Source organism: Pseudomonas machongensis (genome assembly GCF_034961125.1).
Lineage (GTDB): Bacteria > Pseudomonadota > Gammaproteobacteria > Pseudomonadales > Pseudomonadaceae > Aquipseudomonas > Aquipseudomonas machongensis.
This window is the reverse complement of the sequence record NZ_JAYFUI010000186.1, coordinates 112,970-127,296: the sequence shown is the minus strand read 5'-3', so window position 1 is coordinate 127,296 and position 14,327 is coordinate 112,970. Positions and strand designations below refer to the sequence as shown.

Below are 14,327 nucleotides of genomic sequence, written 5' to 3'. Positions count from 1 at the left end.
TCCTTCAGGTACGTACCGGCTTGATCGCCATGCCGGTATTGGGGGCCACGTCATGTACCGCCTGCGCACTGGCCGGGCGGCTGTTCCAGTGCGGCAGCAGCACCAGGGCGGAGAACAGCGCAGTGCCGGCGAACACGATGAACACCGTGACGCTGTCGAAATAGCCCGGCAGAAGGCCACCCAGCACCGCACCCACCGAGCCGCAGCCATTGACGAACCCGGCTGCCGTGGCACCGGCCTTGGCGGTGCCGAAGTCGATCGCGGCCGCGCCGCTGATCATCGAGTCAGGTCCGTACAGGGTCAGGCCCATGACGAACAACAGCGCAACGACCAGCACCACACTGCCGCTGTGCATCGCGGCCATGAAACCGGCCAGGGTGAAGGTCAGCAGCACCAGGCTGATCACGCAGGCCGGCATGCGCCGGGCACCGAACAGCTTGTCCGAGGCCAGGCCGATCAGGATCGGGCCGAGCAACCCGGCCAGCTCGAAGGCTGTGGGAATGATCGCCGCGCCCACCTTGCCCACTGAAGGCATCTGCTCGAAAACGATCACCGGCCCCCACAGCAGAATGGCGTAGCGCGCCGGCTTGAGCATGAAGTAGGCAAGACCCAACGTGAGTACCGTGCGGTTGCGCAGGATTTCGCGCAGCGGCGCCCAGACGCTGCACAGGTTCGCGCCTGGCGCCATGCTCTGAGGCTCCGGCTCCACCGCCGGCAGGCCGACGTCTTCGGGCTTGTTGCGCTGCAAGAAGAAGAACAGCAGCGCCACCGCTGCCACCACCACGGCGCTGGAGAAAAACGCCGCGTGCCAGCTGCCAACCAGGGTGTATGCCCACCACCCGGCAAAGGGCGAGGCCACCAGGCCGCCAAAGGCGTAGCACGAACTCCACAGCCCCAGCACCCGGCCGCGCTGGGATGACGGGAAGAAACTGCCGATGTTCTTGCACAGCCCTGCCCAGCCGGTCGACTGCGCCAGGCCCTGGACCAGCATGCAGGTGGCAAAGATCGGGAAGGTCGCGTAACTGCCCATCACCACCGCTGCTGCGGCCGAGATCAGCAGGCCGCCGAGTACCACCACGCGTGGGCCGAAGCGGTCGGCAAGCATGCCCCAGGTGAACTGACCCACGGCGTAGGCCGCCAGATAGATCGCATCGAGGTTGGCCATGGCGGCCTTGTCGAGCATGAAGCCTGGATCTTCAGCAATGCCAAGCTTGGCGACCGAGAACGCCTTGCGGGTGAAGTAGAAGGCGGCGTAGGCCAGCCAGGTGATGGCGAAGATCTGCATGCGCCACCGCTTGATGGCACCGAAAGACTGGTTCATTTGACTCTGACCTCTTGCTGAGTGTGCCGGCAGAATGTGAAGAAACGCCTGTCTTGTTGTTGTGTTGCGCACTGCATGACGGAGGGACGTCATCTGGCTGGACCATGGCCCGGCGCAAGAGCTTTTGAAGCTGCCCCGGGTTGAGCGACATGGAAGCAGCTGATGACTGATAAATAAAATCGATTTATCGTATTTCACACATAAGCCCAGCTTTTAACTGAACCTGTTCCGAGGTGTTCATGTCGGTCTCGCAAGCGCAGCTCAAGGCCTTTCACGCCGTGGCCGAACACGGCAGCTTCACCCGGGCCGCCGAGAAACTCTTCCTCACCCAGCCGGCGGTGTCCGACCAGGTGCGCAAGCTGGAGGAACGCTTCGGCGTGCTGCTGTTCCAGCGCAACAAGCGCTCGGTGCAGCTCACCGACCTGGGCGAACGCCTGTTGGGCATCAGCCAACGCCTGTTCGCCTGTGAAGCCGAAGCCCTGGAGCTGCTGCAGGATTCGCGTGCCCTGCACACCGGCAGCCTGGTGCTGGCGGTGGATGCCCCCGTGCACGTACTGCCGCAGGTTGCGCGCTTCTGCCAGCGCTACCCGGGGATTCAGGTCAAGATCGAGACGGGCAACACCGATGAGTCGCTGGCGCGCCTGTTCAGCTACCAGGCCGACCTGGCCCTGCTCGGGCGCGACGTCGATGACGAGCGGCTGTTCTGCGTGCCGATGCGGCGTGACCCGATGGTGGCCTTCGTGTCCCGGGACCACCCTTGGGCCAGCCGCGCCTCGATCAGCCTGGCCGACCTGGACGACACGCCGCTGGTCTTGCGTGAGCCCGGCTCGGTGACGCGCCAGACCCTGGAAGAAGAGATGCAGCGCGCGGGCCTGCGCATCCGCCCGGCCATCCAGGTCGAGGGTCGTGAAGCGGCGCGTGAAGCGGTGGTGGTGGGGATTGGCGTGGGCGTGGTGTCGGCGGCGGAATTCGGCGCCGACTCACGGGTGTGCGCACTCCCCATCGTCGATTGCCAACGCCACCTGACCGAGACGCTGGTGTGCCTGAGCGAACAACGCACGCGGCGAGTGGTGGCGACGTTTCTGCAGATGGTGCAAGAAGCGCTGTGACTCCATCGGTGCCGCCCCTGCGATCAGGCCGGCCCCGACAACCCTGCAATCTGCCCTATGCTGATGACTCGCCCCACAGCGGACACCGCCCACCATGCTCTACCGCCTAAGCGCCGACGCCCTGGTCCTGCTGCACCTGGCCTTCATCCTGCTGGTGCTGTTCGGCGGCCTGCTCGTGCTGCGCTGGCGCCGCGCCCTGCTCCTGCATCTGCCGGCCCTGGCCTGGGGGCTTTCGGTGGAATGCCTGCATCTGCAGTGCCCGCTGACCGGCTGGGAAAACAGCATGCGCCTGGCAGCCGGCCAGGCTGGCTACCAGGGTGGGTTCGTCGAGCACTATGTCTGGCCGCTGATATACCCTGCCGGGCTGACACCGCAGATCCAGGTGCTGCTCGGGTTGATCGTGTTGCTGCTCAACCTTGGCATCTACGGCTATGTGCTCTGGCGCGGGTGGCGTGCTAGCGGGTAGCGACCACGAACAACCGCGGGAACGGCAGCAACACCTTGCCATCGGTGGCTTTCGGGTAATCCTGCTCCATGGCCTGCAAGTAGAGCTGCAGGAAGCTTTCGCGCTCGGCCTCGTCCAGCCGCGCCAGGTACGGCCGCAGGCCCGACCCCTTGAACCACTCCACCACGGCGCCCGCGCCGCCCTCGAGGACATGGTGATAGGTGGTACGCCACACATCCACGCGTTCGCACAGCGGGCTCAGCAGGTCGTAGTAGAACGCGCCGCTGTGTCGCGGTGGCAAGGAAAAATCGCTGAACTTGTCTTTCCACGGGCCTTGGCTGGCAATCTCACGCATGCGCTTGTGGGCAGGTTCGTCAAGGTTGTCGGGAGTCTGCACCGCCAGGCTGCCACCCTCGGAAAGCTGGCGGATCAGGTGCGGGTACAGCTCACGGTGGTTCGGCACCCATTGCAACGACGCGTTGGCGAGGATCAGGTCCTGAGGTTCGGCAGCCTTCCAGGTGGCGATATCGGCTACCTCGCAACGCACCCGCGGCACCTTCAGGCGTGGTCGCTCGCGCGCCTTGTCGATCATGTCCTGGTCGCTGTCCAAGGCCAGCACCTGGGCGTCGCCATGCTGTTGCAGCAGGACCTCGGTGGAGTTGCCAGGGCCGCAACCAAGGTCAGTGGCATGGCGCACCGGCCGCGGTGGCACGGCCGCGAGCAGATCGCGCACGGCGCGGGTGCGTTCATTTTCGAAGAGCGAATATTGGGTGGCGGACCAGGCCATGGGCGACTCCTTCGGCAGTTGGAAGCGCTAGCATAGGCCTTTTCCCGAACGTCCGGGGTATCGGTCTGACCGATCCGCTTCGCCTGAACGAAAACAGGAACCGACAGCCTATGCTGGAGGTCATCCGCATAACCTCCACACGTCGCTTGCCATGAATGCCTTCCCCTATCCGCGTCTTGCCCTGCCTCTGGCCATCCTTGCGTTGATCGGCGCCTCCTTCCTGCTCGCCTCGCCCTGGATGGGCCAGGGCTTCGAGCTGTCCGACCTGTCCACCGACAGCCAGAACCGCCTGACCCGGCAACTGGAGGACGGCAGCCTGTTGACCCTGGACAACGGGTCGGCCGTGGACCTGACGTTCGACCGCGCCCAGCGACGGATCGACCTGCTCAAGGGCCAACTGTTGCTGGAGGTGGCGCGGGGCGATACCCGCCCGCTGTTCATCGTCACCCCACACGGCAGCCTGCGGCCGCTGGACGCGAAACTGATCGTCGAAAGGCTGCAGGACAGCAGCGAAGTCACCGTGCTGGAGGGGCGGGTCGAACTGACGGGCAACGACCGCCAACGCTCGCTCAACCGCGGCCAGCAGTTGCGCTTCGATGGCATCACCCCCGGCACCCTGACCCAGGTCGATACCGGCGATACCCAGGCAGCCTGGTACCTGGAGCGCCTACCCGGCGATGGTCAGCCGTTGAACGAAACGCTCGAGCGCCTGGCCCGGCACCACCGTGGCCTGCTGCTGTTCGATGCCTCCTCGCTGGCCGACCTGAAGGTCGCCGACGACCTGGCCCTGGACGACACCGACCAGGCCCTGGATGACCTGCAGGCCGCCCTGCCGATCAAGGTCGCCCGTTACACCGATTGGCTGACGGTGGTGCGGCGCAAATGAAAACGCGGCCGGTCTCTGGAGGAGCCGGCCGCGTTTTCAGTACAACCCAGGTAGCGATCAGTGCCGCTTGGCGCTACGGATCTGATGCACCACACCCATGGCCACCACGATGGCCGCGGCGATACCAGTGGAGATCACCAGGATCTGGTAGTCAGGCATGAAGGCCATGGTCACCAGTGCGGCAACGATGAAAGCGATCACCAGGTAGGTCAGCCAGGGGAACAGCCACATCTTCAGGCGCACCTCACGGCCCTCGGCGATCAGCTTGCGGCGCATGCGCAGCTGCGAGAAGGCGATCACCAGGTACACCAGCAGGGCGATCATGCCGGTGGTGTTCATCAGGGTTTCCAGCACATCCTTCGGGCGCAGGGTCTCGCTGAAGTTGATCAGCGCACAGACCACCGCCACGGCGCAGGAGCCGAGGATCGCGTATACCGGCACGCCGGTCCCGGTGCGGGTGATCTTGAAGAACGACGGTGCATCACCGCGCTGCGACAGCGAGAAGAGCATGCGCGAAGCGGTGTAGTGGCCGGAGATCAGGCAACTGCTCACCGAGGTCAACACCACGAAGTTCATCAGCAGCTCGGCATACGGTACACCCAGCAGTTCCAGGGTGCGACGGTAGGCGCCATAGCCGGAAACGCCCAGGTGCGGATCGTTCCACGGCACCAGGCAGACGATCAGGAAGATCGAGCCGACGTAGAACAGACACACACGCCACACCACCGAGTTGGTGGCCTTGACGATCTGGGTAGCCGGGTCCTTCGCTTCCGAAGCCGCGATGGTCACGATCTCGGCACCGAGGAAGGCGAACATCACGCCGAGCAAGGCGCCGATCACCGTGGTGATGCCGTTGGGCATGAAGCCTTCGGCGGTCAGGTGGGTGATGCCGCGCACCTCACCGAACTGCCAGACGTTCATCACGGCGGCGGTACACACCACCAGGAAACAGACGATCGCCACCACCTTGATCAAGGCGAACCAGAACTCGAATTCGCCGTAGTGCTTGACGTTGAAGAAGTTCACGGTGATCAGCAACAAGGTGGTCGCCAGCACGAACACGTTGACGCTGACATCAGGGAAGAAGCCATGCAGGATCTTGCCCGCCACGTAGGCTTCCCAGGCCATGAGGATGACCCAGTACCACCAGTACAGCCAACCGATGGTGAAACCGGCCCAACGCCCGATGGCGCGGTCAGCGTAGGTCGAGAACGAGCCGGTGTCCGGCGAGGAAGTCGCCATCTCGCCGAGCATGCGCATGATCAGCACCACCAGGATGCCGCCGGCGAGGTACGCCAGGACAGCCGCTGGGCCGGCGCTGTGGATCACGCTGCCGGAGCCGACGAACAAGGCGCCGCCAATGACCCCGGCGATCGACATCATCGTCAGGTGGCGCGACTTGAGCGAGGCACTGAGCTTGCTCTCGTGCCCGCCTTCCGCGGAGGTGGTGGATGTGGATGTTGCGTCCATCAGTTGTGTACCCCGTGCTTCTTTTTATCCAAGGAAAAACTGTGAAACCCCGATGGTTATCGGCCTCACCTGTACATCAGCGCTATTGCGGGCAGGAGGTGTGAAGAACACACGCAGACCATCCATGGCGGCCTGCTGACGCGCCCGAGGGTTGCCGCTCGGGCGAACTGAACGTGTTGCATCTGGCGATATCTGACACCTAATGTAAAAATGTCCGACACATAGAGCCATGCACAGTGGCATGAAACTCGCACTGCACTGTACAGGCCGCCAATGCAATACACCCGCGACACCCTGCAGGCGCTTGGCGTTACGCACACCTGAAGGCACCCCATGCTGCGACTACATCCAGACTCCCCTACCCCGCTGGTCAACCAGATCATCGACGGATTGCGCGAGCTCATCGACAACCAGACCCTCAAGCCCGGTGCCAAGGTGCCGTCTATCCGCGCGTTCGCCTCGACCTACTCGGTGAGCACCTTCACCGTGGTCGAAGCCTACGACCGCCTGGTGGCCCAGGGGCTGCTGGTCAGTCGCGGCAATGCGGGTTTCTTCGTCAGCCGCTCGGCGGGCGAGTTGCTCGACACGCATACCCCGCAAGCTGACACAACCCGACCATCGTTCAACTCCGAGTGGTACCTGCAACAGATCTTCGAGACCCGCCAACTGCCGTTCAAACCCGGCTGCGGCTGGCTGCCAAATGACTGGATGTACGAAGATGGCTTGCGTCGCGGCATGCGCCAGGTGGCCGGCAGCCCGCTGGAGCTGTCTGGCTATGGTGATCCGATGGGCCTGCCTGAATTGCGCGCGCTGACCGCGCAGAACCTGCAGCAGGAGCTGTCGATCGTCGCCAACCCTGCGCAACTGATGCTCACCCATGGCGCCAGCCAGGCGCTGGACCTGGCCGTGCGCACCCTGGTGCGACCGGGTGACGTGGTGCTGGTGGACGACCCAGGCTATCCCAACCTGATGAGCATCCTGCGCTTTCAGGGCGCGACCTTGGTGGGCGTCCCGCGCACACCGGTGGGCTACGACCTCGACCAGTTGGAGCGCTTGCTCGCCCACCATCGCCCGACGGTGTTCTTCACCCAGCCACACCTGCACAGCCCGACCTGTTCGCGCACGCCGCTCGCGCAGTTGCACCGCCTGCTGCAACTGGCGTCGCAGCATGGTTTGCGCCTGGTGGAGAACAACCTCTACGCCGACATGATCGCCGAGCCGCAGCCGTGCCTTGCCAGCCTCGATCATCTGCAGCAGGTGGTATACGTGGGCAGCTACTCCAAGAGCATCTCGCCCAACGTGCGGGTGGGCTACCTGGTGGCCGAAGCCGAAGTGATGCAGCAGCTGTTGCAGTTGAAGATGCGTTCAGGGCTGACCACCTCGCAGGTGATGGAGCGGGTGGTATACGCCGCAGTGATCGACGGTCGCTGGCGCAAGCACCTCAAGCGCCTGCGCCAGCGCCTGGCAGAAGCGCATCAGGAAGTGGGTCGGCACTTGCATCGACTGGGCTTCGAGTTGTTCATCGAGTCGGATGAAGGCATGTACATCTGGACCCGCCACCCGGCCATTCCCGATAGTGCGGCGCTGCTCGACGATGCGCTGGAACAGGGGATCATGCTTGGGCCTGGGCAGTTGTTCATGGTCGATGCGCAGGCCACGGGGTGGATGCGGTTCAATGTGGCGTTCAGTACGGATCCCGGGATGTGGGAGTTGCTGGAGAAGGTGTTGGTGCGGCATGTCAGGCGAGGGTGAGGTAAAGGCTAATGAAAATCCCGACTCCTCACATCCAGCCCCCGCAATAACCCACTGACATCCTCCAACCGCCGCGCGATCAGGTGTCTGACACCCTTCTCCTGCTCCAGCCGGCCACTGACCTTGAGCAATTGCGAGCCCACCAGGGCTCGCCGCTGTCGCTCGGCCAGATCCCGCCACACCACCACGTTGAGCATGCCGAACTCGTCTTCCAGGGTGACGAAGGTCACGCCGCTGGCCGTCTGGGGGCGCTGGCGACCCACGACGATGCCGGCCACGGCGATGCTGTCGCCATGGCTCAAGTCATCCAGCTCACGGGAGCTGCGGCAACCCAGCGCGCGCAGGCGTGAACGCAGCAGCTTCAAGGGATGCGGGCCAAGTGTGGTGCCCAGGGTCGCGTAGTCGGCGAACAGGTCTTCGGCGATGCTCGGCGCCGGCAAGCTCACTTCGCTCTCAGGCGCAGACTCGACCCCAGCGAACAACGGCAGTTGCGCCTGCACGGCAGCGACCTGCCAGCGTGCCTGGTGGCGATCGCGGGCCAGGGCGCGCAAAGCGCCGGCATCGGCCAGGCGGGCACGGGCGCGGCTGTCCAAGGCTGCGCGCAGACACAGGTCCTCGACATCCCGCCACGGCCGCTGCGCACGGGCCTGCTCCAGGCGCCGGGCCTCGTCCTCGCTGAAACCACGGATTTGTCGCAACCCCAGGCGAATCGCCAGGGCGTCATCGTCCTGCGGCTCCAGGGTGCAATCCCAGACGCTGTGAAAGACATCCACTGGCCGCACCTCGATGCCCTGACGACGGGCTTCCTGCAGCAGTTGGTCCGGGCTGTAGAACCCCATGGGCCAACTGTTGATCAACGCGCAGGTGAAGATCGCCGGCTCGTGGCACTTGAGCCAACTGCTGGCATAGCACAGCAAGGCGAAGCTGGCGGCGTGGGACTCGGGGAAGCCATAGCTGCCGAAACCCTTGATCTGCTCGAAGATGCGTTCGGCAAAGGCCAGCTCGTAACCATTGCGCAACATGCCGTCGAGCAAACGCAGCCGATGCGGCTCCAGCCCGCCATGACGCTTCCACGCCGCCATGCTGCGGCGCAACTGGTCGGCTTCGCCTGGGGTGTAGTCGGCCGCGACCATCGCCAGTTCCATTACCTGCTCCTGGAACAACGGCACACCGAGGGTCCGCTCGAAAACCGCCTCGAGTTTTTTCGAAGGATAGGTGACCGGCTCTTGCTTCAGACGCCGCCGCAGATAGGGATGCACCATGTCCCCCTGGATCGGCCCGGGCCGCACGATTGCCACCTCGATGACCAGGTCGTAGAAGGTGCGCGGCTGCAGGCGCGGCAGCATGGCCATCTGTGCCCGCGACTCGATCTGGAACACCCCCATGGTCTCGGCGCGGCTGATCATCGCGTAGGTGGCGGGATCTTCCTGGGGGATGCTGGCCAGTGTCAGCTCGCGGCCACGGTGCAGCCGGAGCAGATCGAAACAACGGCGCAGGGCGCTGAGCATGCCCAGGGCGAGCACATCGACCTTGAGCAGACCCACCATGTCCAGGTCGTCCTTGTCCCACTGGATCACCGTGCGTTCGGGCATGGCGGCGTTCTCCACCGGCACCAGCTGGTCCAGTGGCTGCTCGCAGATCACGAAACCGCCAGGGTGCTGCGACAGGTGTCGAGGGAAACCGATCAGCTCACCCGCCAGCACCAGGATACGCCGCAACGATGGGCTCTGCGCCTCGAAACCAGCCTCGGCCAGGCGCTGCGCATCGGGAATGCGATCGCTCCAGCGCCCGCAGCATTTGGCCAGGGCATCCACCTGGTCGCTCGGCAGACCCAGCACCCGAGCCACGTCACGCACGGCGCCAGCAGCGTGATAGGTGCTGACCACCGCGGTAAGCGCCGCGCGGTGCCGGCCATAGCGCCTGAACACATACTGGATCACCTCTTCACGGCGGTCGTGTTCGAAGTCCACATCGATGTCGGGCGGTTCATTGCGCTCACGTGAGAGAAAGCGCTCGAACAGCAGGCGGTGACTCATCGGGTCGAGCTCGGTGATCCCCAGCACGAAGCACACCACCGAATTGGCGGCAGATCCCCGCCCCTGGCAGAGAATGTTTTGTCGACGGGCGAAATCGACGATGTCGTAGACGGTGAGGAAGTAACTCTCGTACCCCAACTCCTCGATCAGCGCCAGCTCGCCTTCGAGGGTCTGGTACACCTCGGCGCTGGCGCCCTGCGGCCAGCGTATCGACAGGCGCTGCTCGCACAGGTGACGCAACCAGCTCGCCGGGCTGTGGCCTTCAGGGACCAGCTCACGGGGGTACTGGTACTTCAGCTCGCTCAGGTCGAAGCGGCAGCGCTCGGCAATGACCAGGGTTTCGCTCAGCAGGTCGCCGGGGTGCAGCTCGGCCAGTTGCTCGCGGCTGCGCAGGTGGCGTTCGCCATTGGGGTAGAGGTAACGCCCGGCCTCGGCCACCGTGCAGTGCTGGCGGATCGCGGTCATGCAGTCCTGCAAGGCGCGACGACCACGTACATGCATGTGCACGTCGCCACAGGCCACGGCGCGAATCGCCAGTTGCCCGGCCAGGGCACGCAAACGCTGCAAGCGCGCTGCGTCCTCGCTGCCACGGTGCTGGTGCACTGCCAGCCACAGCCGCTCGGGGAACAGTGCCTGCAACCAGCGGCCAGGTTCGGGGTCGCCAGGGTCGTCAGCGATCCACAGCGCCAGCAAGCCTGAGCAATGCGCCTGCAGGTCTTCGGCCAGCAATCGATACTCGCCCTTCTCTGCCCGACGCCGCGCGCGGGTAATGAGCGCGCAGAGGTTCTGGTAGCCGGTCAGGTTCTCCACCAGCAGCACCAGGCGCGGCCCATCCTGCACCTGCACTTCGCTGCCGACGATCAGTCGTACGCCATGCTCGCGGGCCGCCTGCCAGGCGCGGACAATCCCGGCCAGGGTACATTCGTCGGTGATTGCCAGGGCCTGATAGCCCTGCTCTTGGGCACGACGAAACAGCTCGTCGGCGCTGGAGGCGCCGCGCTGAAAACTGAAATTCGACAGGCAATGCAGCTCGGCGTACTCAGGCAGGCTCATGCGAACCAGCCCTGCAGCCACAAGGGGCCGGGTTGGGCGAGGTCGCGGTAGGCCCAACCGCGCAACCCTTCGCGGGTTTCGATGCGGTAGTAGTCACGGCGCACATCTCCGCCATCCCACCAGCCCGATTCGATGCGCTCGGCTTGGCCAAGCCATTGCAGGCCGCCCTCGGGCAAAGCCAGGGCCTGGGGCAGCAACCAGCCAGGACGGCTGCCGGGCGCGACAGCCAGGCTACCGGCAGCGCCCTGCTCGCTGGCCTGCCAGGCATGCTCGGGACGATGATCGGCTTCGGCGCGCAGCCCCATGACCGCCTCGTCGCCCAACCGGGCACGCAAGCGCTCGCGCAACTGCTCCCAGGGCTGGGCCTGCTGCGAACGCGGATCGAACAGCGCGCGATGCTGTGGCACGAACGCTGGCAGGTCGGCGGCCAGCAGGCGCACGTTGCGCACCGGCGCCGGAATGCGCAGCGGCTCCAAACGGCCACGGGCCAGCTCGAAGAGCATCGTCGCTTCGCGCTCGGCCGCCAGCAAGCCGACCTTAAGCACGGTATCCGGCCCTTCTACGTGCTCCAGGTGCAGCTCGAAACGCTGCACGCCGCAGTCACGCCCGGCAAGAAAGGCCGCCAGGTCGTTGATCAGCCGGCGCAGGGGAAACAGTAATGCCTGGTGCGATTCCACATCGAAATTCAGCTCCAGCCTGGACTCGAACCGGTCTGGCGGCTGATAGAAATCCAGCCCCAGCGCACGCTGGCCGAAGAGTTGGTCCAGGTGCAACTGCACAGGCGCAGCAAAACGCTTGGCCAGGGCATCACGCGGCAAGGCCATGACCTCGCCCAGCCGGCGCAACCCCATGCGCGAGAGGGCCTGGGCGGCATCAGCAGGCAAGCCGACCCGATCCAGAGGCATGTTCGCCAATGCTGCGCGCGTCTGCTCGGCGCAGGTCAGCGCCAGGCCATCGTGCCCGTTGACCAGCATGCGCGCCGCCACCGGGTTGCTCGCCAGCACAATGCGATGACGCAGGCCGAGTTCCTGCAGTTCTGTACGCAGACGCGCCTCGAAACTCGTCCACGGACCGAACAGTTGCAGGCTCGACCCCACCTCCAGCAACAACGCACGCGGATAGTGCAGACTGACCTGAGCGCTGAACCGGTAGGCCCAGGCCGCCAACAGTTGCTGTACTTCGTCGATGCGCGCCGGATCGGCCTCGACACAGGTGAAGCCGTCAGCCAGGGCGCGGGCGGCAGTCAGCGTCTGCCCAGCGCGCAGCCCCAGGTCGGCGGCCGCCGCATTGACCGCCTGCAACACCCGTCGTTGCGCTGGGCCGCCAATCAGTACCAGCGGCGAATTGGCGTCGTCACGCCCGCGCTGAACGGTGTCCAGCGCCAGCTGCGGCAGCAGGATGCAGGCCCAGAGCATGGCGATCAGCCTCGTCCGGGAGCGGCGATGGGCGTGGCCGGCACCAGGCCGCCACGGCACTTGAGCACTCGCCACTGTGCCGGACGCGTATCGATGGCGATACGCAAAGCCGCAGGCGACGGGTTGTGCGCCGCCTGCTGGGGTCGGCAGGCGAAGGCCAGCGCCTCACCGGTTTCAGCGGCGACCTGCAGGCGGCGCAATGAGCGGTCGTCGGCGCGCTCCGGCCAGCACAGTACCGCCGCACAACTGCCAGAGCGCAGGCACTGCTCGGCAGCCCACAGCGCATCGTCTGGCTCGGCCGCGACCTGCGCCAGCCAGCGCAGATCGACGCCTGCCGCCTGCCAGGCCGGCGCGTAGGGAATGAACGGCGGCGCTACCAGCACCACCCGCCCACCTTCGCCGCTCAGCCGGGCGAGGGTCGGCCAGAGCAACTGCAGTTCACCGCAACCGGGGCTGGCCAGCAGCAACTCGCTGAGCGCCGCCGACGGCCAGCCCCCTTCAGGCAGGCGCTCGTCCAGCGCGGCATGACCGGTGGGCTGCAAACCGAGCGGGCGTGCCTGGACCTGCCGCCCACGCCAGATTCGGCGCTGGTCGAGCAGCCCATCGAGATCGACTACCGCGCCCATCAGTCACGCCTCAGCAGGCCGCAGAACACACCTTCGATGCAGAAGTCGTGCTCGGGGCCCACGTCGATGGGGGCATAGGCCGGGTTGCGTGGCAGCAGCCGATAGCCGCCCGCCACCCGTTGCAGGCGCTTGATGGTGACCTCGCCATCGAGCCGCGCAACGACGATCTGCCCATCGCGGGCATCGCCCTGCTGGAGAATGCCGACCAGATCGCCGTCGAGGATACCGTCGCCGATCATCGAATCGCCGCGCACCTTGAGCAGGTAGTCGGGCGTGCGACGGAACAGGCTGGGGTCGATCAGCAGTTGTTCGTGGATGCCCAGGTCCGGGCCGATCGGCGCACCGGCGGCGACCCGGCCAAGCACCGGAATCTCGAGGATTTCCGGTCGGCGCAGCGGTTCGGCCAGGCGAATGCCCCGCGCCTGGTTAGGCGTGACCTCGATGTAACCACCCTCATGCAGGGCAGTGATGTGCTTGCGCGCCACGCTGCGCGAGGCGAAACCGAAGCGCTCGGCGATATCGGCCAGGCTCGGCGGCTGGCCGTGGTCGGCGATGCGCTCGCGGATGAATTCGAGAATGGCGCGGCGTTTGGGGGATAATTTGTCCATGGAGCACATTTGTACTCTTTTCCGAAAACACTGAACAGCCCCCTTCGTCGCCGAGTTTGGCTATGATGGCTGCTGAATTGTTTCTTCACTGCCAGGATGCCCGATGCTGACCGCCCTGCTGTTCGACCTCGATGGGACCCTCACCGACACCGACACCCTGCACCTGCAGGCGTTTCGCAAGCTGCTGCACGATTACGACGGCCGCGAACTGACCCAGGAGCAATTCAACGCCCAGGTCAGCGGCCGCTCCAATGGCCTGCTGTTCAAGGAGCTGTTCCCCCAGGCCGATGCCGCCGAGTGCAAGAACCTGGCCGACCGCAAGGAGGCGCTGTTCCGCGAAATGTCGCCCACGCTCGAGCCGATGCCGGGCCTGCTGCGCCTGCTGGAGCACGCCGAGCGCCATGGCATCGGCATGTGCGTGGTGACCAATGCCCCGCGGCTGAACGCCGAGCACATGCTGGGGGCCATGGGCCTGGGCGAGCGCTTCGAGCATGTGCTGGTGGCCGACGAACTGGCCCGGCCCAAGCCCGACCCACTGCCCTACCTCACCGGCCTCCAGCGCCTGGAAGCCAAGGCCCCGCAGGCACTGGCCTTCGAAGACTCGCTGCCCGGCGTGAAGGCGGCGGTCGACGCTGGGATCTTCACCGTGGCCCTGGCCACCACCCAGCCGGCCGAGCGCCTGCTGCAGGCCGGCGCGCAACTGGTGATCGAGGATTACAACGACCCACGGCTGTGGGCGTTGATCGAACGGATGCAGGCTTGACCCTCGCCTCGGTAGGCGCGGCGGTTCGCCGCTGCGACGTGTTCCGCGCCTACCGA

The 14,327-nt window shown here is 65.5% G+C and carries 12 protein-coding genes; 5 read left to right on the top strand and 7 right to left on the bottom strand.

The features are described 5' to 3' along the window. Positions 1–4 precede the first annotated feature (4 nt). Positions 5–1,321 carry an MFS transporter gene (locus VA602_RS18630; RefSeq protein ID WP_323453934.1) on the bottom strand — a complete coding sequence of 439 codons (1,317 nt, stop codon included), beginning with the start codon at positions 1,319–1,321 and terminating at the stop codon, positions 5–7. A gap of 239 nt (positions 1,322–1,560) precedes the next feature. Between VA602_RS18630 and VA602_RS18625 the strand changes: the two genes are divergently transcribed. Continuing rightward, complete coding sequence (locus VA602_RS18625) at positions 1,561–2,430, top strand: LysR substrate-binding domain-containing protein (protein ID WP_125929634.1); 870 nt, start codon at positions 1,561–1,563, stop codon at positions 2,428–2,430. Between the two features lie 94 nt (positions 2,431–2,524). Continuing rightward, positions 2,525–2,896 carry a DUF2784 domain-containing protein gene (locus VA602_RS18620; protein WP_323453933.1) on the top strand — a complete coding sequence of 124 codons (372 nt, stop codon included), beginning with the start codon at positions 2,525–2,527 and terminating at the stop codon, positions 2,894–2,896. Here VA602_RS18620 and tam read toward each other — a convergent pair. Further along, complete coding sequence (tam, locus tag VA602_RS18615; RefSeq protein WP_063545259.1) at positions 2,886–3,662, bottom strand: trans-aconitate 2-methyltransferase; 777 nt, start codon at positions 3,660–3,662, stop codon at positions 2,886–2,888. The genes VA602_RS18620 and tam overlap by 11 nt on opposite strands. A 151-nt stretch (positions 3,663–3,813) precedes the next feature. Here tam and VA602_RS18610 point away from each other — a divergent pair, with 151 nt between their 5' ends. After that, a complete protein-coding gene (locus tag VA602_RS18610; protein WP_323453932.1) occupies positions 3,814–4,548 on the top strand; it encodes a FecR family protein in 735 nt (244 codons plus the stop codon). 57 nt (positions 4,549–4,605) lie between these two features. Here the strand turns inward: VA602_RS18610 and VA602_RS18605 are convergent, their stop codons facing one another. Further along, the gene (locus VA602_RS18605) at positions 4,606–6,018 is read right to left on the bottom strand and encodes an amino acid permease (protein ID WP_063545261.1); all 1,413 of its coding nucleotides are present in this window, start codon (positions 6,016–6,018) and stop codon (positions 4,606–4,608) included. 333 nt (positions 6,019–6,351) lie between these two features. Here VA602_RS18605 and VA602_RS18600 point away from each other — a divergent pair, with 333 nt between their 5' ends. Next, positions 6,352–7,770, top strand: a complete 1,419-nt coding sequence (locus tag VA602_RS18600; protein ID WP_323453931.1) for an aminotransferase-like domain-containing protein — start codon at positions 6,352–6,354, stop codon at positions 7,768–7,770. Between the two features lie 8 nt (positions 7,771–7,778). On the opposite strand, the gene VA602_RS18595 is transcribed toward VA602_RS18600, so the two are convergent. The 4 genes from VA602_RS18595 to lexA are packed head-to-tail and all read right to left on the bottom strand — an operon-like array spanning position 7,779 to position 13,508. After that, entirely contained in the window at positions 7,779–10,859 is a 3,081-nt protein-coding gene (locus VA602_RS18595) for an error-prone DNA polymerase (RefSeq protein ID WP_323453930.1), read from the bottom strand. After that, entirely contained in the window at positions 10,856–12,274 is a 1,419-nt protein-coding gene (locus VA602_RS18590) for a Y-family DNA polymerase (protein ID WP_323453929.1), read from the bottom strand. The genes VA602_RS18595 and VA602_RS18590 overlap by 4 nt, the downstream gene beginning before the upstream one ends. 5 nt (positions 12,275–12,279) lie before the next feature. Beyond that, complete coding sequence (gene imuA, locus VA602_RS18585; RefSeq protein ID WP_323453928.1) at positions 12,280–12,900, bottom strand: translesion DNA synthesis-associated protein ImuA; 621 nt, start codon at positions 12,898–12,900, stop codon at positions 12,280–12,282. Next, entirely contained in the window at positions 12,900–13,508 is a 609-nt protein-coding gene (gene lexA / locus VA602_RS18580) for a transcriptional repressor LexA (RefSeq protein ID WP_112899583.1), read from the bottom strand. The genes imuA and lexA overlap by 1 nt, the downstream gene beginning before the upstream one ends. A 103-nt stretch (positions 13,509–13,611) precedes the next feature. On the opposite strand from lexA, the gene VA602_RS18575 reads away from it, so the two are divergent. Then, positions 13,612–14,271, top strand: a complete 660-nt coding sequence (locus tag VA602_RS18575) for an HAD family hydrolase (protein ID WP_323453927.1) — start codon at positions 13,612–13,614, stop codon at positions 14,269–14,271. Positions 14,272–14,327 lie beyond the last annotated feature (56 nt).

What these genes read in the sequence shown, in the direction of transcription:
- VA602_RS18630 (WP_323453934.1), bottom strand. Translation starts at nt 1,321, where the DNA reads ATGAACCAGTCTTTCGGTGCCATCAAGCGGTGGCGCATGCAGATCTTC.
- VA602_RS18625 (WP_125929634.1), top strand. Translation starts at nt 1,561, where the DNA reads ATGTCGGTCTCGCAAGCGCAGCTCAAGGCCTTTCACGCCGTGGCCGAA.
- VA602_RS18620 (WP_323453933.1), top strand. Translation starts at nt 2,525, where the DNA reads ATGCTCTACCGCCTAAGCGCCGACGCCCTGGTCCTGCTGCACCTGGCC.
- tam (WP_063545259.1), bottom strand. Translation starts at nt 3,662, where the DNA reads ATGGCCTGGTCCGCCACCCAATATTCGCTCTTCGAAAATGAACGCACC.
- VA602_RS18610 (WP_323453932.1), top strand. Translation starts at nt 3,814, where the DNA reads ATGAATGCCTTCCCCTATCCGCGTCTTGCCCTGCCTCTGGCCATCCTT.
- VA602_RS18605 (WP_063545261.1), bottom strand. Translation starts at nt 6,018, where the DNA reads ATGGACGCAACATCCACATCCACCACCTCCGCGGAAGGCGGGCACGAG.
- VA602_RS18600 (WP_323453931.1), top strand. Translation starts at nt 6,352, where the DNA reads ATGCTGCGACTACATCCAGACTCCCCTACCCCGCTGGTCAACCAGATC.
- VA602_RS18595 (WP_323453930.1), bottom strand. Translation starts at nt 10,859, where the DNA reads ATGAGCCTGCCTGAGTACGCCGAGCTGCATTGCCTGTCGAATTTCAGT.
- VA602_RS18590 (WP_323453929.1), bottom strand. Translation starts at nt 12,274, where the DNA reads ATGCTCTGGGCCTGCATCCTGCTGCCGCAGCTGGCGCTGGACACCGTT.
- imuA (WP_323453928.1), bottom strand. Translation starts at nt 12,900, where the DNA reads ATGGGCGCGGTAGTCGATCTCGATGGGCTGCTCGACCAGCGCCGAATC.
- lexA (WP_112899583.1), bottom strand. Translation starts at nt 13,508, where the DNA reads ATGGACAAATTATCCCCCAAACGCCGCGCCATTCTCGAATTCATCCGC.
- VA602_RS18575 (WP_323453927.1), top strand. Translation starts at nt 13,612, where the DNA reads ATGCTGACCGCCCTGCTGTTCGACCTCGATGGGACCCTCACCGACACC.